At 56.2% G+C, this 23,648-nt stretch carries 23 protein-coding genes and 1 other annotated feature; of the genes, 11 read left to right on the plus strand and 12 right to left on the minus strand.

Annotated elements, in window-relative coordinates; genetic code table 11:
- Nucleotides 1-20: 20 nt before the first annotated feature.
- Both pstB and phoU read left to right on the plus strand, forming a co-directional pair.
- On the plus strand, nucleotides 21-794 hold the full coding sequence (gene pstB, locus AC27FC_RS21210; RefSeq protein WP_010426574.1) for a phosphate ABC transporter ATP-binding protein PstB: 774 nt from the start codon (nucleotides 21-23) through the stop codon (nucleotides 792-794).
- A 26-nt stretch (nucleotides 795-820) separates the two neighbouring features.
- Complete coding sequence (gene phoU / locus AC27FC_RS21215; protein ID WP_008500182.1) at nucleotides 821-1,546, plus strand: phosphate signaling complex protein PhoU; 726 nt, start codon at nucleotides 821-823, stop codon at nucleotides 1,544-1,546.
- A gap of 93 nt (nucleotides 1,547-1,639) precedes the next feature.
- Here phoU and yieH read toward each other — a convergent pair whose 3' ends face one another.
- Nucleotides 1,640-2,305, minus strand: a complete 666-nt coding sequence (yieH, locus tag AC27FC_RS21220) for a 6-phosphogluconate phosphatase (RefSeq protein WP_045888256.1) — start codon at nucleotides 2,303-2,305, stop codon at nucleotides 1,640-1,642.
- Nucleotides 2,306-2,469: 164 nt separating this feature from the next.
- Between yieH and adeP the strand changes: the two genes are divergently transcribed.
- Nucleotides 2,470-3,807, plus strand: a complete 1,338-nt coding sequence (gene adeP, locus AC27FC_RS21225) for an adenine permease AdeP (RefSeq protein WP_023309797.1) — start codon at nucleotides 2,470-2,472, stop codon at nucleotides 3,805-3,807.
- A gap of 92 nt (nucleotides 3,808-3,899) precedes the next feature.
- On the opposite strand, the gene AC27FC_RS21230 is transcribed toward adeP, so the two are convergent.
- The 9 genes from AC27FC_RS21230 to rpmH all read right to left on the minus strand — a co-directional run bounded on the left by AC27FC_RS21230 (nucleotide 3,900) and on the right by rpmH (nucleotide 11,419).
- On the minus strand, nucleotides 3,900-4,466 hold the full coding sequence (locus tag AC27FC_RS21230; RefSeq protein ID WP_049015527.1) for an NADPH-dependent FMN reductase: 567 nt from the start codon (nucleotides 4,464-4,466) through the stop codon (nucleotides 3,900-3,902).
- Nucleotides 4,467-4,502: 36 nt separating this feature from the next.
- Complete coding sequence (locus tag AC27FC_RS21235; protein ID WP_069303443.1) at nucleotides 4,503-5,249, minus strand: 4'-phosphopantetheinyl transferase family protein; 747 nt, start codon at nucleotides 5,247-5,249, stop codon at nucleotides 4,503-4,505.
- Between the two features lie 122 nt (nucleotides 5,250-5,371).
- Nucleotides 5,372-6,343, minus strand: coding sequence for an HTH-type transcriptional regulator YidZ (gene yidZ, locus AC27FC_RS21240; protein WP_069303444.1), 972 nt, complete (start codon nucleotides 6,341-6,343; stop codon nucleotides 5,372-5,374).
- Nucleotides 6,312-7,487: an MFS transporter gene (locus AC27FC_RS21245; protein ID WP_094935441.1), complete on the minus strand. Its 1,176-nt coding sequence runs from the start codon at nucleotides 7,485-7,487 to the stop codon at nucleotides 6,312-6,314. The genes yidZ and AC27FC_RS21245 overlap by 32 nt, the downstream gene beginning before the upstream one ends.
- A 111-nt stretch (nucleotides 7,488-7,598) precedes the next feature.
- Nucleotides 7,599-8,963: a tRNA uridine-5-carboxymethylaminomethyl(34) synthesis GTPase MnmE gene (gene mnmE, locus AC27FC_RS21250; RefSeq protein WP_021242672.1), complete on the minus strand. Its 1,365-nt coding sequence runs from the start codon at nucleotides 8,961-8,963 to the stop codon at nucleotides 7,599-7,601.
- Between the two features lie 72 nt (nucleotides 8,964-9,035).
- On the minus strand, nucleotides 9,036-10,679 hold the full coding sequence (gene yidC, locus AC27FC_RS21255; RefSeq protein WP_033144356.1) for a membrane protein insertase YidC: 1,644 nt from the start codon (nucleotides 10,677-10,679) through the stop codon (nucleotides 9,036-9,038).
- Nucleotides 10,680-10,681: 2 nt separating this feature from the next.
- Nucleotides 10,682-10,939, minus strand: coding sequence for a membrane protein insertion efficiency factor YidD (gene yidD / locus AC27FC_RS21260; protein WP_001307474.1), 258 nt, complete (start codon nucleotides 10,937-10,939; stop codon nucleotides 10,682-10,684).
- Nucleotides 10,903-11,262 (minus strand): ribonuclease P protein component, encoded by a 360-nt coding sequence (rnpA, locus tag AC27FC_RS21265; RefSeq protein WP_032640303.1) that lies wholly within the window; start codon nucleotides 11,260-11,262, stop codon nucleotides 10,903-10,905. Before rnpA ends, yidD begins: the two co-directional genes overlap by 37 nt.
- A 16-nt stretch (nucleotides 11,263-11,278) precedes the next feature.
- The gene (rpmH, locus tag AC27FC_RS21270; RefSeq protein WP_000831330.1) at nucleotides 11,279-11,419 is read right to left on the minus strand and encodes a 50S ribosomal protein L34; all 141 of its coding nucleotides are present in this window, start codon (nucleotides 11,417-11,419) and stop codon (nucleotides 11,279-11,281) included.
- Nucleotides 11,420-12,143: 724 nt separating this feature from the next.
- Between rpmH and dnaA the strand changes: the two genes are divergently transcribed.
- From dnaA to gyrB, 4 genes are read left to right on the plus strand one after another with little or no spacing between them, the layout of a single operon-like run.
- On the plus strand, nucleotides 12,144-13,538 hold the full coding sequence (gene dnaA / locus AC27FC_RS21275; RefSeq protein WP_010426558.1) for a chromosomal replication initiator protein DnaA: 1,395 nt from the start codon (nucleotides 12,144-12,146) through the stop codon (nucleotides 13,536-13,538).
- Between the two features lie 4 nt (nucleotides 13,539-13,542).
- Nucleotides 13,543-14,643: a DNA polymerase III subunit beta gene (gene dnaN / locus AC27FC_RS21280; RefSeq protein ID WP_023309804.1), complete on the plus strand. Its 1,101-nt coding sequence runs from the start codon at nucleotides 13,543-13,545 to the stop codon at nucleotides 14,641-14,643.
- A complete protein-coding gene (gene recF / locus AC27FC_RS21285; RefSeq protein WP_023309805.1) occupies nucleotides 14,643-15,716 on the plus strand; it encodes a DNA replication/repair protein RecF in 1,074 nt (357 codons plus the stop codon). The genes dnaN and recF overlap by 1 nt, the downstream gene beginning before the upstream one ends.
- 28 nt (nucleotides 15,717-15,744) lie before the next feature.
- Nucleotides 15,745-18,156 carry a DNA topoisomerase (ATP-hydrolyzing) subunit B gene (gene gyrB / locus AC27FC_RS21290; protein WP_023333933.1) on the plus strand — a complete coding sequence of 804 codons (2,412 nt, stop codon included), beginning with the start codon at nucleotides 15,745-15,747 and terminating at the stop codon, nucleotides 18,154-18,156.
- A 34-nt stretch (nucleotides 18,157-18,190) separates the two neighbouring features.
- Here the strand turns inward: gyrB and AC27FC_RS21295 are convergent, their stop codons facing one another.
- Entirely contained in the window at nucleotides 18,191-19,126 is a 936-nt protein-coding gene (locus AC27FC_RS21295; protein ID WP_033144355.1) for a LysR family transcriptional regulator, read from the minus strand.
- Between the two features lie 110 nt (nucleotides 19,127-19,236).
- Here AC27FC_RS21295 and AC27FC_RS21300 point away from each other — a divergent pair, with 110 nt between their 5' ends.
- The 3 genes from AC27FC_RS21300 to AC27FC_RS21310 all read left to right on the plus strand — a co-directional run bounded on the left by AC27FC_RS21300 (nucleotide 19,237) and on the right by AC27FC_RS21310 (nucleotide 22,470).
- Nucleotides 19,237-20,262, plus strand: coding sequence for a zinc-dependent alcohol dehydrogenase family protein (locus tag AC27FC_RS21300; protein ID WP_232960326.1), 1,026 nt, complete (start codon nucleotides 19,237-19,239; stop codon nucleotides 20,260-20,262).
- Nucleotides 20,263-20,377: 115 nt separating this feature from the next.
- Nucleotides 20,378-21,190 carry a sugar-phosphatase gene (yidA, locus tag AC27FC_RS21305; RefSeq protein WP_094935443.1) on the plus strand — a complete coding sequence of 271 codons (813 nt, stop codon included), beginning with the start codon at nucleotides 20,378-20,380 and terminating at the stop codon, nucleotides 21,188-21,190.
- 50 nt (nucleotides 21,191-21,240) lie between these two features.
- Complete coding sequence (locus tag AC27FC_RS21310) at nucleotides 21,241-22,470, plus strand: YidR family protein (protein ID WP_112778104.1); 1,230 nt, start codon at nucleotides 21,241-21,243, stop codon at nucleotides 22,468-22,470.
- On the opposite strand, the gene AC27FC_RS21315 is transcribed toward AC27FC_RS21310, so the two are convergent.
- Nucleotides 22,467-22,799, minus strand: a complete 333-nt coding sequence (locus AC27FC_RS21315; protein WP_033144351.1) for a YceK/YidQ family lipoprotein — start codon at nucleotides 22,797-22,799, stop codon at nucleotides 22,467-22,469. The genes AC27FC_RS21310 and AC27FC_RS21315 overlap by 4 nt on opposite strands.
- 248 nt (nucleotides 22,800-23,047) lie before the next feature.
- Nucleotides 23,048-23,119: a sequence feature (ROSE (Repression Of Heat Shock gene Expression) occurs in the 5'-region of heat shock genes and acts as an RNA thermometer to modulate expression.), on the plus strand.
- On the opposite strand from AC27FC_RS21315, the gene ibpA reads away from it, so the two are divergent.
- Nucleotides 23,113-23,523 carry a small heat shock chaperone IbpA gene (gene ibpA, locus AC27FC_RS21320; protein WP_008500162.1) on the plus strand — a complete coding sequence of 137 codons (411 nt, stop codon included), beginning with the start codon at nucleotides 23,113-23,115 and terminating at the stop codon, nucleotides 23,521-23,523. (Overlaps the previous feature by 7 nt.)
- The last annotated feature ends 125 nt before the right edge of the window (nucleotides 23,524-23,648 follow it).

Below are 23,648 nucleotides of genomic sequence, written 5' to 3' on the forward strand. Positions count from 1 at the left end.
CCGAATGAGGAAATGAGTCAATGAGTATGGTTGATACTGCCCCGGGTAAGATTCAGGTTCGTGATTTGAACTTCTACTACGGCAAATTCCATGCCCTGAAGAACATCAACCTGGATATCGCGAAGAACCAGGTCACGGCATTTATCGGTCCGTCCGGCTGTGGGAAATCCACGCTGCTGCGCACCTTTAACAAAATGTATTCGCTCTATCCGGAGCAGCGCGCTGAGGGTGAAATCATCCTGGACGGTGAAAACATTCTGACCCAGGCTCAGGATATCGCCCTGCTGCGCGCCAAAGTGGGGATGGTGTTCCAGAAACCAACGCCGTTCCCGATGTCCATTTACGACAACATCGCGTTTGGCGTGCGTCTGTTTGAAAAACTCTCCCGTGCCGATATGGACGAGCGCGTGCAGTGGGCTTTGACCAAGGCCGCATTATGGAACGAAACCAAAGATAAGTTGCACCAGAGCGGTTACTCTCTCTCCGGTGGTCAGCAGCAGCGTCTGTGCATTGCGCGCGGTATTGCTATTCGCCCGGAAGTGTTGCTGCTGGATGAGCCGTGTTCAGCGCTGGACCCGATCTCAACCGGCCGTATTGAAGAGCTGATCACCGAGCTGAAGCAGGATTACACCGTGGTTATCGTGACCCATAACATGCAGCAGGCTGCGCGTTGTTCCGATCACACGGCGTTTATGTACCTGGGCGAGTTGATTGAGTTCAGCGATACGGACGCGCTGTTCACCAGGCCCGCGAAGAAACAAACCGAAGATTATATTACTGGCCGCTACGGTTGATTTGCCTTAGTGCATGTGGAGAAACCATGGACAACCTCAATCTTAATAAACACATTTCCGGCCAGTTCAACGCAGAGCTGGAAAGCATTCGCACCCAGGTAATGACCATGGGCGGCATGGTCGAGCAGCAGCTTTCTGATGCGATTACGGCAATGCACAACCAGGACAGCGAGCTGGCGAAGCGCGTCATTGAAGGCGACAAAAACGTCAACATGATGGAAGTCGCTATCGACGAGGCCTGCGTGCGCATTATCGCGAAACGTCAGCCGACGGCGAGCGACCTGCGTCTGGTGATGGCGATCATCAAAACCATCGCCGAGCTGGAGCGTATTGGTGACGTTGCGGATAAAATCTGCCGCACCGCGCTGGAGAAGTTCTCTCAACAGCACCAGCCGCTGCTGGTGAGCCTGGAGTCGCTGGGCCGCCACACCGTGCAGATGCTGCACGATGTGCTGGATGCCTTTGCGCGTATGGACCTGGACGAAGCGGTGCGTATCTACCGTGAAGACAAGAAGGTCGACCAGGAGTATGAAGGCATCGTGCGTCAGCTGATGACCTACATGATGGAAGATTCACGTACGATCCCAAGCGTACTGACCGCCCTGTTCTGCGCGCGCTCTATTGAGCGTATCGGCGACCGCTGCCAGAACATTTGCGAATACATCTTCTACTTCGTGAAAGGTCAGGACTTCCGTCACGTGGGCGGCGACGAGCTGGACAAGCTGCTGGCGGGTAAAGATCCGAAAGAGTGATTTTACCCTCACCCTAACCCTCTCCCACAGGGAGAGGGGACAATTCGGTTTTCTCCCTCTCCCCAGGGGAGAGGGTCGGGGTGAGGGGAAAACTCAGCGAGTAATATCCCACCCGCGCGCCTTCCACAGCGCTGGCAGCTGCGCCAGATCGGTAAAGGTCGTGACATTGGGATGATCGATCGGCTTGTTGTGCGGGTCGGCGCAGAAGTAAAACACCTCCATCCCCGCATCAATCCCCGACTGCGCGCCCGCAGACGAGTCATCCACCAGAATACAGTTCTCTACGTTGACGTTCATCGCTTTTGCCGCATGGAACATCAGCGCCGGGTCTGGCTTCCAGCGCTGGATATCGTAGCCGCTGAACAGTTTTTCCGGGAAATGGTGCAACATCTCAAGCTTGCCCAGCGAGTGCTGCATTTTGCTGACCGGGCCGTTAGAGACGACGCAGACCGGCACCGTCATCGCATCCAGCAACGCGTTAGCTCCGGAGATAACCTCCAGTTCGGAGTCGAACAGGCGTGCGACCTCGGCGCGGTACACCGGTTCCAGATCGGCTTTCGCCAGATCAACACCGTGTTCTTCGTTAATGATGTCGATGATCTCGTAGAGCTTTACGCCCTTAAAGCGTTTAAACACCTCTTCGAGTTCCAGCGTAATGCCAAATTCCTGGAACATGGTGACATACGCGCGGGAACAAATGACCTCACTGTCGACCAGCGTACCGTCGCAGTCGAAAAATACCGCTTCAATTCCGGACATGCCTTTCCCTTTTAACAAGTTTAACGTTTACGTACGGCAGTTCGCCGGCACGCAATCGTTGCCGTATAAGCAAAATCAATGAAAAAAGTATCACGTAACCGCCACTATTGTCGCATTTTGGTATAGGATAGCGACGAATTTTCCCTCCTTGTTCGGAATTGATGATGAGTCAACAACACACTACCCAGACATCTGGTCAGGGTCTGCTTGAGCGCGTTTTTAAACTGCGCGAGCACGGCACAACGGCACGCACCGAAGTGATCGCTGGTTTCACCACCTTCCTGACGATGGTCTATATCGTTTTTGTGAACCCTCAAATTCTGGGCGTCGCTGGCATGGATACCAGCGCCGTCTTCGTGACAACCTGTCTGATCGCGGCTCTTGGCAGCATCCTGATGGGTGTGTTCGCTAACCTGCCTGTTGCGCTGGCACCGGCAATGGGCCTGAATGCGTTCTTCGCGTTCGTGGTTGTTCAGGCGATGGGTCTGCCGTGGCAGGTTGGCATGGGCGCCATCTTCTGGGGCGCGGTTGGCCTGCTGCTGCTGACCATTTTCCGCGTGCGTTACTGGATGATTGCAAACATTCCCGTGAGCCTGCGCGTGGGCATCACCAGCGGTATTGGTCTGTTCATCGGTATGATGGGGCTGAAAAACGCCGGCGTTATCGTGGCGAACCCGGATACGCTGGTGAGCATCGGTCACCTGACCTCTCATAACGTGCTGCTGGGCGTGCTGGGCTTCTTTATCATCGCGATCCTGGCTTCCCGTAATATTCACGCGGCGGTGCTGGTGTCCATCGTTGTCACCACCCTGCTTGGCTGGATGCTGGGCGACGTTCACTATAACGGTATCGTCTCCGCGCCACCGAGCGTATCTACCGTGATTGGTCACGTCGATCTGGCGGGTTCCCTGAACCTGGGCCTGGCTGGCGTGATTTTCTCCTTCATGCTGGTCAACCTGTTTGACTCCTCCGGCACGCTGATTGGCGTGACCGACAAAGCGGGCCTGGCGGATGAAAAAGGGAAATTCCCGCGCATGAAGCAAGCGCTGTTTGTGGACAGCGTCTCCTCTGTGACCGGTGCTTTTATCGGAACCTCGTCCGTTACCGCGTACATTGAATCGTCTTCCGGCGTGTCCGTGGGCGGCCGTACCGGCCTGACGGCGGTGGTTGTGGGTATTCTGTTCCTGCTGGTGATCTTCCTCTCTCCGCTGGCGGGTATGGTTCCTCCGTATGCGGCAGCCGGCGCGCTGATCTATGTGGGGGTGCTGATGACCTCCAGCCTGTCACGCGTGAAGTGGGATGATTTAACCGAAGCGGTGCCGGCGTTTATTACCGCCGTGATGATGCCGTTCAGCTTCTCGATTACCGAAGGTATCGCGCTGGGCTTTATCTCTTACTGCGTAATGAAGATCGGTACCGGCCGCTTCCGCGACCTCAGCCCTTGCGTCATCGTTGTGGCGCTGCTGTTTGTGCTGAAGATTGTGTTTATTGACGCCAAATAAACAGCAAGCCCTTTTCTTCGAAAAGGGCTTTAATGTTTGTTCCCTCTCCCCGTGGGAGAGGGCCAGGGTGAGGGCATCAGGCTGCAATAAGCTTAAGCCTTCACCCGCTTAATATAATCCCCAAACGCCGTCAGCTGGCCAGACAGATGATCGCGCGTGCTCTGATCCACCACTTCACCCGTTTGCGGGTCGACCTTGTTCTGAATCACACCACCCATAAATTCCGGCTTGTTCATGACCATCGCATCCAGGAACACCAGGATCTGGCGCAGATGATACTGGCAGCGCGCGCCGCCAATCGCGCCCATTGAGCTGGTCTGGATCAGCACCGGCTTGCCTGCCAGCGGCTGCTCAGGTAAGCGGGACAGCCAGTCGATGGCATTCTTCAGGCCACCCGGAACCGAATAGTTGTACTCCGGCGTGACGATGACCACGCCGTCGGCCTGGCGGATCTGCTCTGCCAGCGCCTCAACGCTCTGCGGAAAACCCTCTTCTTGCTGTACGTCAGCGTCATAGAGCGGAATATCGCCAATAGACGGCAGGGCGCTAATGTCCATTCCTGCCGGTGCCAGCTGTGGCAGCGTGCGGGCAACCATCCCGTTAAATGAACCTTTGCGCAGGCTTCCCAGTAACGTAACTACTTTCAACGTATCAGACATGATTACTCCTGTTTCATCATGATGACCCTGATTGGATCAGCTAAGGGTGAATGCTTTTTCTGCCGGTAAACTGGTTAAACGCATCAGGCGTGCGGCGGGCTCGTTGGCACGCTCGGGCACATCAGGAAGGCTACGCCATCCCTGTTGGCTGTCAAATTCCCAGATTTTCATGCGTTCGATGGCGGGGGTAACCGCAATGGACCAAATGAGCACATCCTCTGCGTCGCTGAGCGCCTCTACCAGTGTGGCCTGAGTGGCACGCAGACGTCCGGAGCCTGGCAGCAGCTGCAGCAGGCTGGCGTCGTCTGAGGCGCATCCACAGAGCTTGCGAATGCTCTGGCGCAGGGTAATGAGCTGGGCTCGGGCTTCGACAGGATCGTTCTGGTTGCGTACCCACAGCTTCTCATTGCTGGAGAGCGGATAGTCTTCATGCGCATTACCGCCATGGAAGCTGCGCGTCGCGCGCTGAAGTTCCATATCCAGCCCACAATCCCCTTCGGTGGTCAGCGCGACGCCAATGATATTGCCCGCGTAGGCAATCGAAAAACGAGGGAGGTCCGGGTCGGCAAAGACCGGGCGGCCTTCGGGCTGGGTAATGATGTCCGGCAGCTCGCTGGTGCCGTACAGCATAAACATCAGTTCTGCCAGAAGCGCTCTGGACGCTAAAAACCGCGTTCTGCGGTGTTCCGGGAGAGTAAGTGCTTCACTGTGACAGGCTGAAGAAATTCTTGCCGATACGAGACGTCCTTCCGTAAGTATCCCTCTTGCAAAGTGCGTAGCCATTTTTCGCTCCTTGATAATGGTCGTAATCGGTTAAACGGTTACATGATTATCGCTTAACTTGACTCCTGTTTTAATCAGTAAATGGGAGTAAGAGAAGCCTCAGGACCGAACTTTACATTTTCTTAGGCAAAAATTGGATCGCTGGCACCGTACAGCGCCTTGATGGTTTCCCGCAGCCAGAGGATTTTCGGATTATGGCTGTTTCGTTTATGCCAGATCAGCGTGAAGGGAACGGTAAGCTTTTCAGCCTGCGCTTCGTCAATGGGAATGGGCAGCGCGATCAGCTTCCGCTGGTGGAGTTGATTGTAGTGATGGCAGTAGTGCGGAGCCGTGGCGATATAGTTATGGCCGGGCTGCGCCGCCATAAACATCGACTGCTCAAAACCCGGCACGCTCATGGCAATGTTTCTCTCCCGACCCATCTCCTTTAGCACTTCGTCCAGTGCCCAGGTTTCGCTGCGTTCCCAGAAGATGCTGATGTGCGGGTAGCGCAGGAAGGTCTCGAGGTTCCATTCGTCCTGTAGCGCGGGGTGATCCTCACGCAGATACACGCACGGACGGTCGCTGAACAGGATCTCATAGTCGATGAACCACGGCATTAGCTTCAGCAATTCACGCGAGCGCGGGTGCGTTTCGCGTCCGGTGAATCCCAGATCCACCTCTCCACGCGTAATGGCGTCCAGCGAGTCGTAATCCCAGTGACGCATCTTCACCGTAGCCTGCGGATAGCGCTGGTTCACCTGCTCCAGCAGGGCGTTAAAGCGGATCAGCATCAACGGCGTTTCGGCGGCCAGCACGAACGTTAGCCCGCCCGGGGAATCATGGTGGAATTTATCGAGGATCTGGTTGCCGATTTGCATCCAGTCAGCCAAATCCTGCTCGAGGCTTACCGTCAGCGGGGTCGGCAGCAGCCCCAACGGCGTTTTGACAAACAGCGGGTCGTCAAACCAGTCACGCAGCTTGGCCAGCGATTTACTCACCGCAGACGGCGTCACGTTCATCCGCTTCGCCGCTTTGGTGACGCTGCGCTCCTGCAGCAAAAGCTGCAGGCAAAGCAGGAGATTAAGATCGAGACTGCTGATGGGCTTCTTCATAATGCGCCGCGGGCTGGATGACCATAAGTAAGGTGATGCACAGTATGCTACAGCCAATCAGAACCCCGATCAGCATATTCAGCGCGTTAAGCCCAATGACCGCCGCCAGCCAAATCCACAGCGACGAGCCGCAGACCTGAGCAATCCCCAGCACCGAGCTTGCCACGCCTGCCCGCAGCGAGAAGGGGCCAAGCGCCTGACTCATCGCCACGCCAAAGCCAACCGAGAACCCGGCGCAAATGAGGGTAATGCCGGCCAGCATCACCGCATGCGAGCTGGTGGTTGCCAGGATCGCGCCAGCCGTGAGGAATAAAACCTGTGAGGTCAGCATCAACGTGCGCTGGCTGAAAACATTTAGCGCAAAGGGAGTCGAGAACGAGACTGCCATACTGACCATGGCGGTTAATGCCATCACCGTTGAATACTCACCCCGATCGAAGCCCATGGTTTCCATCAGTAAAACCGGGGAAACGTTTACATAGGTCAGGATCACCGCCACGCTTAACGTGGTCACGGCCAGACGACTGAGGAAAAATCGGTTAAGCAGTTTCTCGGCTGGGTGAATGGTTGCGGTATGACCGGTATTCTGCGAGCCCGGGTGGGTCTCTTTCAGCACGGCGATGGACAGGATAAACACCAGCGCGCCCATCGCCGCCATGGTCCAGAACAGGCTCTGCCACGGGAATTTCAGCATGATCAGATATCCCACGACCGGGGCCAGCACCGGGATAATGCAGGTAATACCGTTCAGCATCGAAAGCACTTTGGCGCGACGCTGGGCGCTTAAGGTGTCGCGCAAAATGGCAAAAGCGACGACGTAGCAGCCACCGGCTCCAATGCCCTGAATAAACCGTCCGGCCAGGAACAAGGTGCTGTTTTGCGCCTGTGAGCAGAGAAGAGAGGCCAGGGCAAAAATGATGGCGCCGGTTATGGCGACGGGCTGACGGCCTGCCTTATCCGCAATCTTCCCGGCAAACACCATCGACGACGCCATCCCCGCGAGGTAGGCCGAAAACGCGATGTGCAGCTGCGCTTCGCTGGCGCCCAGATCGCGGGCGATGTGCGGCAATCCCACCAGATACATATCAATGCCGGACGGATAAAGCAGAACTAATGCGAAACTACAAAACAGAAAACGCGCCATAAACCCCCCATAGATGCAGGCATGCAGGATAGGGGGTGAAAAGAGATTAGGCGAGTTGCCATTTGGACAATGGTGATTTCCCAAGAGGAAATCACCATGGATTAGCGGGAATTACTTACCGATACAGAAGCTTGAGAAGATCCGTCCCAGCAGATCGTCCGACGTAAACTCCCCGGTGATCTCGCTCAGATTCTGCTGCGCCAGACGCAGCTCTTCCGCCAGCAGTTCACCCGCCCACGCGCCGATCAGCTGCGCTTTACCCTGAACAAGGTGGTTTGCCGCCTCTTCCAGCGCCTGCAGGTGGCGACGACGCGCGAGGAAGCCGCCTTCCATGCTGGTGTCAAAGCCCATGCTCTGCTTGAGATGGTTGCGCAGGTCGTCAACGCCTTCACCGGTACGCGCCGACAGGCGAATCAGTGAGTGACCATTCACATCGCTGATGCCCAACGTTTCGCCGGTGACGTCCGCTTTGTTACGCACCACGGTGATGGGCAGTTTCGCCGGCAGACGGGCGATAAAGTCTGGCCAGATTTCTGCCGGGTCAACGGCGTCGGTCGTGGTGCCGTCCACCATAAACAGCACGCGGTCTGCCTGCTCGATCTCCTGCCAGGCACGTTCGATACCGATGCGTTCAACCTCGTCGCTGGCATCGCGCAGGCCGGCGGTATCAATAATGTGCAGCGGCATCCCGTCGATGTGGATATGCTCGCGGAGCACGTCGCGGGTGGTGCCGGCAATGTCGGTGACGATTGCCGCTTCACGGCCCGCCAGGGCGTTCAGCAGGCTCGATTTCCCGGCGTTAGGACGTCCGGCGATAACGACCTTCATCCCTTCACGCAGCAGGCTGCCCTGGCGCGCTTCGGCACGAACGGCGTCGAGATCGGCCATCACCTGGTTGAGCTGCGCTTCGATTTTGCCGTCAGAGAGGAAGTCGATCTCCTCGTCCGGGAAGTCGATAGCCGCTTCCACGTAGATCCGCAGGTGAGTAAGTGCTTCCACAAGGTGATTTACGCGGGCGGAGAATGCCCCCTGCAGCGAGTTCAGGGCGGAGCGGGCCGCCTGTTCAGAACTGGCGTCGATCAGGTCTGCAATCGCTTCTGCCTGCGCCAGGTCGAGCTTGTCGTTGAGGAAGGCACGCTCGGAGAACTCGCCCGGCTTCGCAATGCGCAGGCCCGGCAGGGTCAGGATACGTTTTAACAGCAGGTCGAGGATAACCGGGCCGCCGTGGCCCTGCAGCTCCAGCACGTCTTCGCCGGTGAAGGAGTTCGGGCCGGGGAACCACAGCGCAATGCCCTGGTCCAGCGGCGTGCCGTCGGTATCTTTGAACGGCAGGTAATCAGCGTAGCGCGGCTTTGGCAGTTTACCCAGCACCGCTTCGGCCACCTCGCGCGCCTTCAGGCCGGAGATACGCAGAATGCCTACACCACCGCGTCCCGGTGGGGTTGCCTGGGCGACGATAGTGTCGTTATGGCTCATGGTTGGTCTCGTTCAATACAAATAAAAAAGGCGGTCAATCGACCGCCCTTATTTTAGCGTTAACTTACCGAATCAGGACTTTTTCTTTTCGCGGCTATGCAGGCCACGTTTTTCCAGACCACGATAAATCAGCTGCTGCTGGATGATGGTCACCAGGTTGCTGACGATATAGTACAGCACCAGACCTGACGGGAACCACAGGAAGAACACGGTGAAGATGACCGGCATAAAGGTCATGATCTTCTGCTGCATCGGGTCGGTCACGGTGGTCGGCGACATCTTCTGGATGAAGAACATCGTCACGCCCATCAGGATCGGCAGGATGTAGTACGGGTCCTGTGCGGACAGGTCATGGATCCACAGTGCGAACGGCGCATGGCGCAGCTCAACGGAACCCATCAGCATGTAGTACAGCGCAAGGAAGATTGGCATCTGAATCAGCAGCGGGAAGCAACCACCCAGTGGGTTGACTTTCTCTGCTTTATACAGGGCCATCATTTCCTGGCTCTGACGCTGTTTGTCATCGCCCAGACGCTCACGCATCGCCGCAATCTTCGGCTGCAGCATACGCATCTTCGCCATGGAGGTGTACTGCGCCTTAGTCAGCGGGTACATGATGCCACGAACGATGAAGGTGATAACGATGATGGAGAAGCCCCAGTTACCCAGGAAGCTGTGGATGAACTTCAGCAGCTTAAACAGCGGCTGAGAGATGAACCACAACCAACCGTAATCAACGGTCAGATCCAGGTGCGGCGCAACAGCGGCCATTTTGTCCTGAATTTCCGGGCCGACCCACAGGGTGCTTGCCATCTTACCGGTTTGACCCGGCTGAACCAGAACCGGCTGAGATTTGTAGCCGATGGCTGCAAGACCGTTACCCAGATTCGCGGTATAGAAGTTATTCGTACCGTCGTTGTTTGGGATCCAGGCCGTTGCGAAATACTGTTGCAGCATCGCAACCCAACCGCCTTTGGAACTAACGTTCAGGTTTTCGTTATCGGCAATGGTGTCAAATTTGTATTTCTCATACTTCGCGTCTGGCGTGGAGTACGCCGCGCCACGGAAGGTATGCAGCGCAAAGTTGCTGCTTCCGGTGTCACGGTGAGACGGCAGATTGATGGACTGCTTCAGCTGGCCAAAGGTCGACAGTTCCAGCGGTTTCGCACTGGCGTTCTGTACGCTGTAGCCCACGTTCACCGCATATTCACCGCGTTTCAGGGTGAAGGTTTTAGTGAAGGTGTTGCCTGCGGCGTCGGTGTACGTCATCGGGATCGCGAGTTCGTTCTGACCATCAGCCAGTACAAAGGTGTCGCTCTCGACGTTATACAGTGGACGCGCACCGTTAGCCGGGTTATCCGGGCCATCACGACCGGTCAGGCCGCTCTGCGCCTGGTAGATAAACTCAGGCGTGGTTTCCAGTAACTGGAACGGTTCGTTAGACTTCAGCTCTTTCGGGTAGGTCAACAGCAGCGCCTGCTCAACATCACCACCACGGGTGTTGATTGTCAGCTCAAGCACATCGGTCTTAACCGTAATCTGTTTCCCCTGGCCACTGGCCGGTACGCCCTGGTCGGCGGCGCTACCCGCTGCGGTGGTCGTAGTCTGCGTGGTCTGCTGCTGGGGTTGAGGATTTTTATCCTGCTCCCATGCCTGCCAGATCATGAAAGACACGAACAACAAAGCGATGATAAGAAGATTGCGTTGCGAATCCATCGTTAGTGTTCTCTGGTATCAAAGGGTCCTGGGGGGACGGGGTCGTCTCCACCGGGGTGTAAAGGGTGGCATTTTAATACGCGTTTCACCGTCAACCAACTGCCTTTTATCACTCCAAACCTGCGCAATGCCTCAATTCCGTAGCTTGAGCATGTTGGTGTGAAACGGCAGTGCGGCCCGAGTAGCGGACTAATCAGGCGTTGATAGACCCGAATGAGGGCTATCAGGACCCGTGAGCCAGGCGACAGTGGCGGCGCCATAATTTTTCCAACGCTTCCGAGAGAGCACGGTTATCGAGGTCGGCAACCCCTTTCTTCGCCACCACCACGAAATCCATTGAAGGCAGTTCGTGCTGACGTAAACGGAAGCTTTCACGCGTCAGACGTTTAATCCGATTGCGTTCATGCGCACGCTTAACATTTTTCTTGGCGACTGTGAGACCGATGCGGGGATGCCCCAGCGAATTTTGGCGGCCGAGGATGGTGATTTGCGGCGTGCCAGCCCGTAGTGGCTGCTGGAAGACGAAAGTGAAATGAGCGGGAGTTAACAAACGTAACTCCCTGGGAAATGCTAGCTTAACCACTCAGGGGTTAGCTTTATTACTTGGAAACGGTCAGACGAGCGCGGCCTTTAGCACGACGACGTGCCAGAACCTGACGACCATTTTTAGTAGCCATACGAGCACGGAAGCCGTGAGAACGGTTGCGCTTCAGTACAGACGGTTGAAAAGTGCGTTTCATGGCGATTTCTACCTAAACTTGAATAAATTCACTGACTTTTGCGTATACCCGAACGAGTTTCGAACGACTAACGCCTCAGCGTGGGTGATTAAAGAGGCCGGATTGTAATAATTGTACACTCCGGAGTCAATTCTCTTTCCTTATTTCCCGCGTATTTCCGCACGTTTTCGCGTGGAAAATGAGCAACGGACGACGCAGGAAGATGAGCATCACGCGCCGGGTCGAGGATTATACGGCCTCGCCAACAAAGCGCAAGGATCGTCCCGGATCTTCGTTAGATCATTTAAGCAATAAATTGTCTGTGCTCATTAATTTTTCCAATATGCGGACTAAATCGTGGGGCACTGGCGCCAGGATCGTTTACACTTATCCGGTTCCGGATCTTCCTGTGGATAAATCGGGAAGAATCTGTGAGAAACAGAAGATCTCTGGCTCAGTTTAGGCTATGATCCGCGGTCCCGATCGGGATCCAGCGATCCTGGCCGGGTATGACACAAAATCGTTCACGCTGTATCAAGGCGGCAAAGGAGCGAGTCCCCTGGAGCGTACACAAGTACGTGACTGGGGCGAGCGAGTGCAGCCAACGCAGAGACGGCTTGAACGATGAAGTGTATAACCGCAGATAGCGGTTCGCACATCACCCTTTTGCACAGGGTCATGTCGATGTGCGCCAACAATCATGAATATTCAATAGTTTTCTTTTATTGTTCGAGTGGAGTCCGCCGTGTCACTTTCGCTTTGGCAGCAGTGTCTTGCCCGATTGCAGGATGAGTTACCAGCCACAGAATTCAGTATGTGGATCCGCCCGTTGCAGGCGGAACTGAGCGATAACACGCTGGCTTTGTATGCGCCAAACCGTTTTGTGCTCGATTGGGTAAGGGACAAGTACCTTAATAACATCAATGGACTGCTGAACGATTTCTGCGGGTCAGATGCCCCGCAGCTGCGCTTTGAAGTGGGCACAAAGCCGGTCACCCAAACCGTCCGTGAAACCGTGAACGTAGCAGCGCCTGCTCAGGCCGCGCCTGCTCCGGCCCCTCGCGTCGCACCCGCTCGTCAGGGCTGGGATAATGTCCCTGCACCGGCTGAGCCAACCTACCGCTCTAACGTTAACGTGAAACACACGTTCGATAACTTCGTTGAAGGTAAGTCGAACCAGCTGGCGCGCGCGGCGGCTCGTCAGGTTGCTGATAACCCCGGTGGGGCCTACAACCCGCTGTTCCTTTATGGCGGCACGGGTCTGGGTAAAACGCACCTGCTGCATGCGGTGGGTAACGGCATTATGGCGCGCAAGCCCAATGCCAAAGTGGTGTATATGCACTCCGAACGCTTCGTTCAGGACATGGTAAAAGCCCTGCAAAACAATGCGATCGAAGAGTTTAAACGCTACTATCGTTCTGTTGACGCGCTGCTCATCGATGACATCCAGTTCTTTGCCAATAAAGAACGATCGCAGGAAGAGTTTTTCCACACCTTTAATGCCCTGCTGGAAGGCAATCAGCAGATCATTTTGACCTCGGATCGTTATCCAAAAGAGATCAACGGTGTTGAAGATCGTCTGAAATCCCGCTTCGGCTGGGGCCTGACCGTGGCGATCGAGCCACCGGAGCTGGAAACCCGCGTCGCGATCCTGATGAAGAAAGCCGATGAAAACGACATTCGCCTGCCGGGCGAAGTGGCGTTCTTCATTGCCAAGCGTCTGCGCTCCAACGTGCGTGAGCTGGAAGGGGCGCTGAACCGCGTTATCGCCAATGCCAACTTCACCGGTCGTGCGATCACCATCGATTTTGTGCGTGAAGCGCTGCGCGATTTGCTGGCATTGCAGGAAAAACTGGTCACTATCGACAATATTCAAAAGACGGTGGCTGAGTACTACAAGATCAAAGTGGCAGATTTACTGTCTAAACGTCGTTCCCGCTCGGTGGCGCGTCCGCGTCAGATGGCGATGGCGCTGGCAAAGGAGTTAACCAACCACAGTCTGCCGGAAATCGGAGATGCGTTTGGTGGCCGTGACCATACGACCGTGCTGCACGCTTGTCGTAAGATTGAGCAGTTACGCGAAGAAAGCCACGACATAAAAGAAGATTTTTCCAATTTAATCAGAACATTATCATCGTGACGCTATGAAATTTACCGTTGAACGTGAACATTTATTAAAACCGCTGCAACAGGTGAGTGGCCCATTAGGTGGCCGCCCAACGCTGCCTATTCTCGGAAACCTGCTGCTTCAGGTCGCGGACGGTACGCTGTCGCTGACCGGTACAGATCTGGAAATGGAAATGATCGCGCGCGTTACGCTGACGCAGCCGCACGACGCGGGCGCGACCACGGTTCCGGCACGTAAATTCTTTGATATCTGCCGCGGGCTGCCGGAAGGCGCTGAAATCGCCGTGCAGCTGGAAGGCGACCGTATGCTGGTGCGCTCTGGCCGCAGCCGTTTCTCGCTCTCCACGCTGCCTGCTGCGGACTTCCCGAACCTGGACGACTGGCAGAGCGAAGTTGAATTCACCCTGCCGCAGGCGACGATGAAGCGTCTGATTGAAGCCACGCAGTTCTCCATGGCGCATCAGGACGTCCGTTACTACTTAAACGGCATGCTGTTCGAAACCGAAGGTGAAGAGCTGCGTACCGTAGCCACCGACGGCCACCGTCTGGCGGTCTGTTCTATGCCGATTGGCGACGCGCTGCCAAACCATTCGGTGATCGTGCCGCGTAAAGGGGTGATTGAGCTGATGCGTATGCTCGACGGCGGCGACACGCCGCTGCGCGTGCAGATCGGCAGCAACAACATCCGCGCACACGTGGGCGATTTTGTCTTCACGTCTAAGCTGGTTGACGGTCGTTTCCCGGATTATCGCCGCGTATTGCCGAAGAACCCGGACAAAACGCTGGAAGCGGGCTGCGATAGCCTCAAGCAGGCCTTTGCCCGTGCGGCCATTCTCTCCAACGAGAAATTCCGCGGCGTGCGCCTGTACGTGAGTGAAAACCAGATCAAAATCACCGCTAACAACCCGGAGCAGGAAGAGGCAGAAGAGATTCTGGACGTCACCTACGCCGGAACCGAGATGGAAATCGGCTTTAACGTCAGCTACGTGCTGGATGTGCTGAATGCGCTGAAATGCGAAAACGTGCGCATTCTACTGACCGACTCCGTTTCAAGCGTACAGATTGAAGATGCCGCATCACAGTCGGCTGCTTATGTTGTCATGCCAATGAGACTGTAATGTCGCTCACCCGTCTGTTGATCCGCGACTTTCGCAATATTGAAAGCGCGGATCTCGCTTTATCCCCTGGCTTTAACTTCCTGGTTGGCGCAAACGGCAGCGGCAAAACCAGCGTGCTTGAGGCCATCTATACGCTCGGCCACGGTCGGGCGTTTCGCAGTTTGCAGATTGGTCGCGTCATTCGCCACGAGCAGGAATCCTTTGTCCTGCACGGGCGTTTGCAGGGAGCGGAGCGGGAAACCGCGATCGGCCTGACCAAAGACAAGCAGGGCGACAGCAAGGTGCGCATCGACGGCACCGACGGCCATAAAGTGGCGGAGCTGGCGCTGCTGATGCCAATGCAGCTGATTACGCCGGAGGGGTTTACTTTACTCAACGGCGGCCCCAAATACAGAAGAGCGTTCCTCGACTGGGGATGCTTTCACAACGAAGCCGGTTTCTTTAACGCCTGGAGCAACCTGAAGCGTCTGCTCAAGCAGCGTAACGCTGCACTGCGCCAGGTTACCCGTTACGCCCAGCTGCGTCCGTGGGACATGGAGTTAATCCCTCTCGCGGAACAAATCAGCAACTGGCGTGCCGAATACAGCGCAGGTATCGCCGAAGATATGGCCGACACCTGCAAACAGTTTTTACCCGAGTTCTCTCTCACCTTCTCTTTCCAGCGCGGCTGGGAGAAAGAGACGGATTATGCCGAGGTGTTAGAGAGAAGCTTCGAGCGTGACCGCATGTTGACCTACACCGCGCACGGCCCGCACAAGGCGGATTTCCGCATTCGTGCCGACGGTGCACCGGTGGAAGACACGCTGTCGCGCGGGCAGCTCAAGCTCCTGATGTGTGCGCTGCGCCTGGCACAGGGAGAGTTTCTCACACGCGAGAGCGGAAGACGCTGCCTGTACCTGATAGATGATTTTGCCTCGGAACTTGACGACGCGCGGCGCGGGCTGCTTGCCAGCCGCTTAAAAGCCACTCAGTCGCAGGTTTTCGTCAGCGCCATTAGCGCTGAACACGTTATAGACATGTCGGACGAAAATTCGAAGATGTTTACCGTGGAAAAGGGTAAAATAACGGATTAACCCAAGTTGAAATGAGCGAGAAACGTTGATGTCGAATTCTTATGACTCCTCCAGTATCAAAGTCCTGAAAGGGCTGGATGCGGTGCGTAAGCGCCCGGGTATGTATATCGGCGACACGGATGACGGCACCGGTCTGCACCACATGGTATTCGAGGTGGTAGATAACGCTATCGACGAAGCGCTCGCGGGTCACTGTAAAGACATCGTGGTCACCATCCATGCGGACAACTCCGTCTCCGTCACCGATGATGGTCGTGGCATCCCAACCGGTATTCACCCGGAAGAGGGCGTCTCTGCCGCGGAAGTGATCATGACCGTGCTGCACGCAGGCGGTAAGTTTGACGATAACTCCTATAAAGTTTCCGGCGGCCTGCACGGCGTAGGCGTCTCCGTGGTTAACGCCCTGTCGCAGAAGCTGGAGCTGGTTATCCAGCGAGAAGGCAAAATTCACCGTCAGCTCTATACGCACGGCGTGCCGCAGGCACCGCTGGCCGTTACCGGCGATACCGACAAAACCGGTACCATGGTGCGTTTCTGGCCGAGCCATGAAACCTTCACCAACGTCACCGAATTCGAGTACGACATCCTGGCGAAACGCCTGCGTGAACTGTCGTTCCTGAACTCCGGCGTCTCTATTCGCCTGCGCGACAAGCGTGACGGCAAAGAAGACCACTTCCATTACGAAGGTGGTATCAAAGCGTTCGTTGAGTATCTGAACAAGAACAAAACGCCTATTCACCCGAATATCTTCTACTTCTCCACCGAAAAAGACGGTATCGGTGTGGAAGTGGCGCTGCAGTGGAACGACGGTTTCCAGGAAAACATCTACTGCTTCACCAATAATATTCCACAGCGTGACGGCGGTACGCACCTTGCAGGCTTCCGTGCGGCGATGACCCGTACCCTGAACGCCTACATGGACAAAGAAGGCTACAGCAAGAAAGCGAAAGTCAGCGCCACCGGTGATGACGCCCGTGAAGGCCTGATTGCCGTTGTCTCCGTGAAGGTGCCGGATCCGAAGTTCTCCTCACAGACCAAAGACAAGCTGGTCTCTTCCGAGGTGAAATCGGCGGTTGAACAGCAGATGAACGAACTGCTGAGCGAATACCTGCTGGAAAACCCGTCCGACGCGAAAATCGTGGTGGGTAAAATTATCGATGCGGCGCGTGCCCGTGAAGCGGCGCGTAAAGCCCGTGAAATGACCCGTCGTAAAGGCGCGCTGGACTTAGCTGGCCTGCCGGGCAAACTGGCTGACTGCCAGGAACGTGACCCGGCGCTGTCCGAACTGTACCTCGTGGAAGGGGACTCCGCGGGCGGTTCTGCGAAGCAGGGCCGTAACCGTAAGAATCAGGCTATCCTGCCGCTGAAGGGTAAAATCCTCAACGTTGAGAAAGCCCGTTTCGACAAGATGCTCTCTTCTCAGGAAGTGGCGACGCTCATCACCGCGCTGGGCTGCGGCATCGGCCGTGATGAGTACAACCCGGACAAACTGCGCTACCACAGCATCATCATCATGACCGATGCGGACGTCGACGGCTCACACATTCGTACGCTGCTGTTGACCTTCTTCTATCGTCAGATGCCTGAAATCGTTGAGCGTGGCCACGTCTACATTGCACAGCCGCCGCTGTACAAGGTGAAGAAAGGCAAGCAGGAACAGTACATTAAAGACGACGAAGCGATGGATCAGTACCAAATCGCAATCGCCCTTGATGGCGCAACCCTGCACGCGAACTCGCACGCCCCTGCACTGGCCGGTGAGCCGCTGGAGCGTCTGGTTTCCGAGTTCAACGCCACGCAGAAAATGATTACGCGTATGGAACGCCGTTATCCGAAAACGCTGCTGAAGGAGCTGGTTTATCAGCCAACCCTGACCGAAGCCGATCTGAGCGACGAGCAGACCGTGACCCGCTGGGTGAATGCCCTGGTGACCGATCTGAACGAAAAAGAGCAGCACGGCAGCATGTGGAAATGCGATATCCAGCAGAACGCCGATAAGCAGTTCGAGCCTATTATTCGCGTGCGTACCCACGGCGTTGACACCGACTATCCGCTGGAGCACGAGTTTGTGACCGGTCCGGAATACCGTCGTATCTGCACGCTCGGCGAGACGCTGCGTGGCCTGATCGAAGACGATGCGTTCATCGAGCGTGGCGAACGTCGTCAGCCGGTAGCCAGCTTCGAGCAGGCGCTGGACTGGCTGGTGAAAGAGTCTCGTCGTGGTCTTGCGATCCAGCGCTATAAAGGTCTGGGCGAAATGAACCCGGACCAGCTGTGGGAAACCACCATGGATCCGGAAAGCCGCCGCATGCTGCGCGTGACCGTTAAGGACGCGATTGCCGCGGACCAGCTGTTCACGACCCTGATGGGCGATGCGGTTGAACCACGTCGTGCCTTCATCGAAGAGAACGCCCTGAAAGCGGCAAATATCGATATTTAATCGTCGTTATACCGCACGATAACTGGCCGCGCTTTTAGCGCGGCTTTTTTATGGGCGCTGGAAGGTCCAGTGACATCGCTGCCGGTAAACGGCTCGCCAGCGTATCTATCGCTATTCTTACCCTCAGCGGCAGATGCGGCGTCTGCTGCCACACCGCATGAACGTTGAAATGCACATCCGGTGCCTGCTTCAGGAGCGGGACGAGTTTACCCTGGTGAATATCTTTGACGACCATCCAGCAGGGCAGCCATGCAATGCCGTGTCCGGCCAGCGCGGCGTCGCAGATCGCCTGCAAATCATCCATATTGAGCGACGATCGGGGTGTAAAGGTGTGCGACGTTCCTTCGTTATCCATCAGCTGCCAGGACAACACTCTGCCTGCGCTCAAATAGTTAATGGCCGTATGCTGGGATAAATCATTAACGCTTTGTGGCTGGCCTTTCTTCAGCAGATACTCCGGCGCGGCGCACAGCACCATGCGGTGTTCTCCCAGCTTTCTGGCGACCAGCACGCTGCTGTCCTGAAGCGTGCCGTTACGCACCGCCATATCAAACCCCTCCTCAACCAGATCCACCACGCGGTCGCTGAATGACATTTCCAGTTCAAGCCCGGGGTGTTCCTGCGCCAGCGCTATCAGCAAGGGGGCGACGCACTGGCGACCAAACAGCACCGGCATGGAAACGCGCAGGCGGCCGCTGACCTGCTGTTTCCCCGTTTCAAGCAGCGATTCCGCACCCCGAATCTCCTCCAGCGCGCGCAGACAGCGTTCATAAAAAAGGGCGCCGTTATCGGTCAGACTCTGGCTGCGGGTGGTGCGCTGAAAAAGACGTACCCCAAGCCGCTGTTCGAGGCGAGCGATGCTTTTTCCGACCGCCGAACGTGACAAATGCAGGCGAATCGCGGCCTGCGCGAAACTTCCCGCCTCAACGGCGGCCACGAAAACAGGAATATCCTTCAGCGTATCGGTCATGGATTGTATCTGTTATGGCGTCAATAAAGAGAAAACTTATCGCCACTGGCGACCTTTAGTCAACGGTAGACTGTCAGGACTAAAGCTTATCTGATGGCAGGAGAAATAAAATGACAGAGACAATGCAACGCTGGTCCATGGATGCCCTCGGGCGCGAGAACCTCCAGCTGACTCAGGCGCCCGTTCCACAGCCAGGTCCGGGTGAAGTGCGCGTAAGGGTAAATGCCGTTGCGCTTAACTATCGCGATAAAATGGTTGTTGAAGGCACAATGCCGATCCCGCTTTCCTTCCCGTTTACCCCGGCGTCTGACATGGCGGGCGTGGTGGACAGCATTGGTGAAGGCGTTACGCGCTTCCAGCCCGGCGCGCGCGTCATCTCAACCTTCTTCCCGGAGTGGATCGACGGTAAGCCGCAGGCGGACGCGCGCAATCTGCCCTATAAAACGTCCGGTGGATACTTCCAGGGCATGCTGTCCGAGTATGTGATTTTGAAGGAAGACGCGCTGGTGGCCTCTCCGGAGACCCTGGATGACGCCGAGGCCAGCACCTTACCCTGCGCAGGGCTTACCGCCTGGTTTGCGCTGGTGGAGCGCGGCCAGCTGCGCGCCGGGCAATCGGTGCTGGTGCAGGGCACGGGCGGCGTGGCGATCTTCGCCCTTCAGATTGCAAAAGCGCACGGCGCGGAGGTGTTTGTCACCTCGGGGAGCGATGAGAAACTGGCGCTGGCCAAAACGCTGGGGGCCAGCCACGGAATCAACCGGCTGAAAGGCGACTGGGCTGAAAATACGCTGACGCTCACGCAGGATCGCGGTATCGACCATATTATCGAAACCGTCGGTGGAGAGAACCTGAAGCATTCCCTGCGCGCCGTTGCCGTTCACGGACGTATCTCCGTCATTGGCGTGCTCGCCGGGACGGAGATTACCCTCTCTGCTGGCGAACTGCTGCTGAAATCCCCCGTCATTCAGGGGATTGGCGTGGGGCACCGCCGGGCGCTGGAAGATTTTGTCCGCGCTGTTGACGTCACGGGGCTGAAGCCGGTGATTGAGCATCGCTACCGTTTTAACGAGCTTGAACAGGCGTTTGAACATCTGGATCGCGGCGCGTTCGGTAAAATTGTGCTCACCCGCGAGTAAGCCTTCGTTCCCCGGAATAAGCGTAAAAGGGGCATTCCTGTTGCGCAATATAGCTCTATTTTTGTGTGCTTAATCGCGTTAGCATGAGGCAGCACTCATTTATTCCGGGGAACTCATGGCTATCAAACTCATTGCAATCGACATGGACGGCACGCTGCTGCTGCCAGACCACACCATCTCTCCAGCCGTTAAAAACGCGATCGCCGCGGCGCGCGCTAAGGGCGTGAATGTGGTCCTGACCACGGGACGTCCGTATGCGGGTGTACACAGCTACCTGAAAGAGCTGCACATGAATCAGCCGGGCGACTACTGCATCACCTATAACGGCGCGCTGGTGCAGAAAGCCGCAGATGGCAGTACGGTTGCGCAAACCGCGCTGAGCTACGAAGACTATCTGTTCCTGGAAAAACTGTCCCGTGAAGTGGGTTCCCACTTCCACGCGCTCGATCGCAATACGCTCTATACCGCCAACCGCGATATCAGCTACTACACGGTACATGAATCCTACGTTGCGACCATTCCGCTGGTGTTCTGTGAAGCGGAGAAAATGGACCCGGCGACGCAGTTCCTGAAAGTAATGATGATCGACGAGCCGGAGATCCTGGATAAAGCGATTGCGCGCATTCCGGCGGAGGTAAAAGAGAAGTACACCGTGCTGAAAAGTGCACCGTACTTCCTCGAAATCCTCGATAAACGCGTCAATAAAGGCACCGGTGTCAAATCACTGGCCGATGCGCTGGGCATTAAACAGGACGAGATCATGGCGCTGGGCGACCAGGAAAATGACATCGCGATGATTGAATTCGCCGGTATGGGCGTGGCGATGGATAACGCGATCCCATCGGTGAAAGAAGTGGCTAACTTCGTGACCAAATCCAACCTCGAAGACGGCGTGGCTTATGCCATCGAGAAGTTTGTGCTGAACTAAAAACCCGCTTGCGATACCCTGATGCGATAACTGCGCATCAGGGTATCCTCATGAAACAAATCACCTTCGCTTCCCGCAACCACCAGCTGACCAACATCAATACCTGGACGCCGGATAGCCAGTGGCTGGTCTACGACGTGCGCCCGTCCGGTGCGTCGTTCACCGGTGAAACCATCGAGCGGGTCAATGTCGCGACGGGTGAGGTAGAGGTGGTATATCGCGCCACTGACGGCGCGCATGTCGGCGTGGTGACCGTTCATCCTGCAGAAGAGAAATATGTCTTTATCCACGGCCCGAAAAACCCGGATGCCGACTGGCACTACGATTTTCATCATCGCCAGGGAGTGATTGCGCAAAACGGTCAGGTGAGCAACCTGGACGCGATGGATATCACCGCGCCTTACACCGCAGGCGCGCTGCGCGGGGGTAGCCACGTCCATGTCTTCAGCCCGAACGGGCAGCTCGTCAGCTTTACCTATAACGACCATGTCCTGCACGAGCGCGATCCTAAACTCGATTTACGCAACGTCGGCGTGGCTGCGCCTTATGGCCCGGTGAATCCGCAGGGGAACCATCCCCGTGAATATTCGGGAACCTTCTGGAGCGTGCTGGTTAGCCGTACCACGCCCAACCCTCGGCCGGGCAGCGATGAAATCAACCGCGCTTACGAAGAGGGCTGGGTGGGCAACGACAGGCTGGCGTTTATCGGCGATACCCTCTCCGCGCAGGGCGAAAAAGTACCCGAACTGTTTATCGTCGACCTGCCGGAAGACGAGCAGGGCTGGAAGCGTGCGGGCGATGCGCCGCTACAGGGCACGACGGAGACCCAGCCAGCCCCGCCTGCAGGAGTGAACCAGCGTCGTTTGACCTTTACGCATCAGAGGGCGTACCCGGGCCTGGTGAACGTGCCGCGTCACTGGGTTCGCAGCAACCCGCAGGGGACGCAGATTGCGTTTCTGATGCGGGATGATAACGGCATTGTGCAGCTGTGGCTGATCTCTCCTGCGGGCGGCGAGCCGCGCCAGTTGACGCGTACCGGGAGCGATATTCAGTCAGCATTTAACTGGCATCCTGCGGGCGACAGTCTGGGGTTTGTGCTCGAAAATCGGATCGCCTGCTGCGACGCCCTGACTGGAGAGGTGACGTTTTTGACGTCCGATCATGGCAACCCACCGTCTGCTGATGCGGTCGTGTTTTCCCCGGACGGGCGCGTTATTGCGTGGATGGAGGAGACAGCCGGTTTCCGTCAGCTTTGGGTAACGGAAACCGCGCAGTACTAGCGTGGAGGCATTTCAGCGGGCGGGATGACGGCGTTTGTCGCCAGATTTTCCTGCTCGCTTTTCTCTACCCGTGAGCGTACGGAGTTGTCCTTACGAAACATATCCCACGGCAGCAGAAGCGTATCCGCCACGGCCGTAAACGGCATATCGAGGATAACCAGGGATTTGGTGCCCCAGTTTGTATCGTCATCGGAGAGCATCGCCGCGCTGGCGCGCGTCCCCGGATATGTTCCTTCTTTACCGCCGGTGTGAGACATCACGCTCGAACACCCGCAAAGTAAAACTACCCCGCTGAACGTCGTCAGCTTTATCAGAACATTTTTCATCATCACTCAGTCATCGTTAATGGCACTGCATAGACCTGCAACTCAGGGTTATAGCGAGCCTTATCCAAAATGGATAGCCCTATAACCCCGCACTGTGGCAGCCATCGCAATTTAACCCTTTGTGCTGTTGTCCCAGTCTATGCGAGATGCAGGAAAGTGCAAAAAAAAGTGCAGCTGTCGTTCTTGAAAAGCCCGATTGCAGACCCATTTTAAGAATGTAGCCCGATAACGAACTCGCCTGATGGGTGTTCGGGGGCGCAAAGGCCTGTCCATGGTGGAAGGCTACAATTTCTCGCTGATTTCAGGAGTTTTATTTATGCGTAACTTCGATCTTTCTCCGCTATACCGTTCTGCAATTGGTTTTGACCGCCTGTTTAATCATTTAGAAAATAACCAAAGCCAGAGCAACGGCTACCCTCCATACAATGTTGAGCTGGTTGACGAAAATCACTACCGCATCGCTATTGCCGTCGCCGGTTTTGCAGAAAACGAACTGGAGATCACCGCGCAGGACAACCTGCTGGTGGTGAAAGGTTCCCATACGGCCGAGCAGAAAGAACGTACCTATCTTTATCAGGGCATCGCCGAGCGCAACTTTGAACGCAAGTTCCAGTTAGCCGAGAACATTCATGTTAAAGGCGCGAACCTGGTTAACGGCCTGCTGTTTATCGAACTGGAACGTGTGATTCCGGAAGAGAAAAAACCGCGTCGTATCGAAATTAACTAATTACGCGGGTCGCGTAAGCGGCCCATCCAGACGTGCTTGCCGTAACGGGAGCATATGCGAATCCATCAGGATTTGCAGGAACAACTGCGCACAAAATTAGACTGTGCCGAACTCGCTTCTCAGAA

The organism is Enterobacter sp. C3_dUdeg (assembly GCF_057536195.1).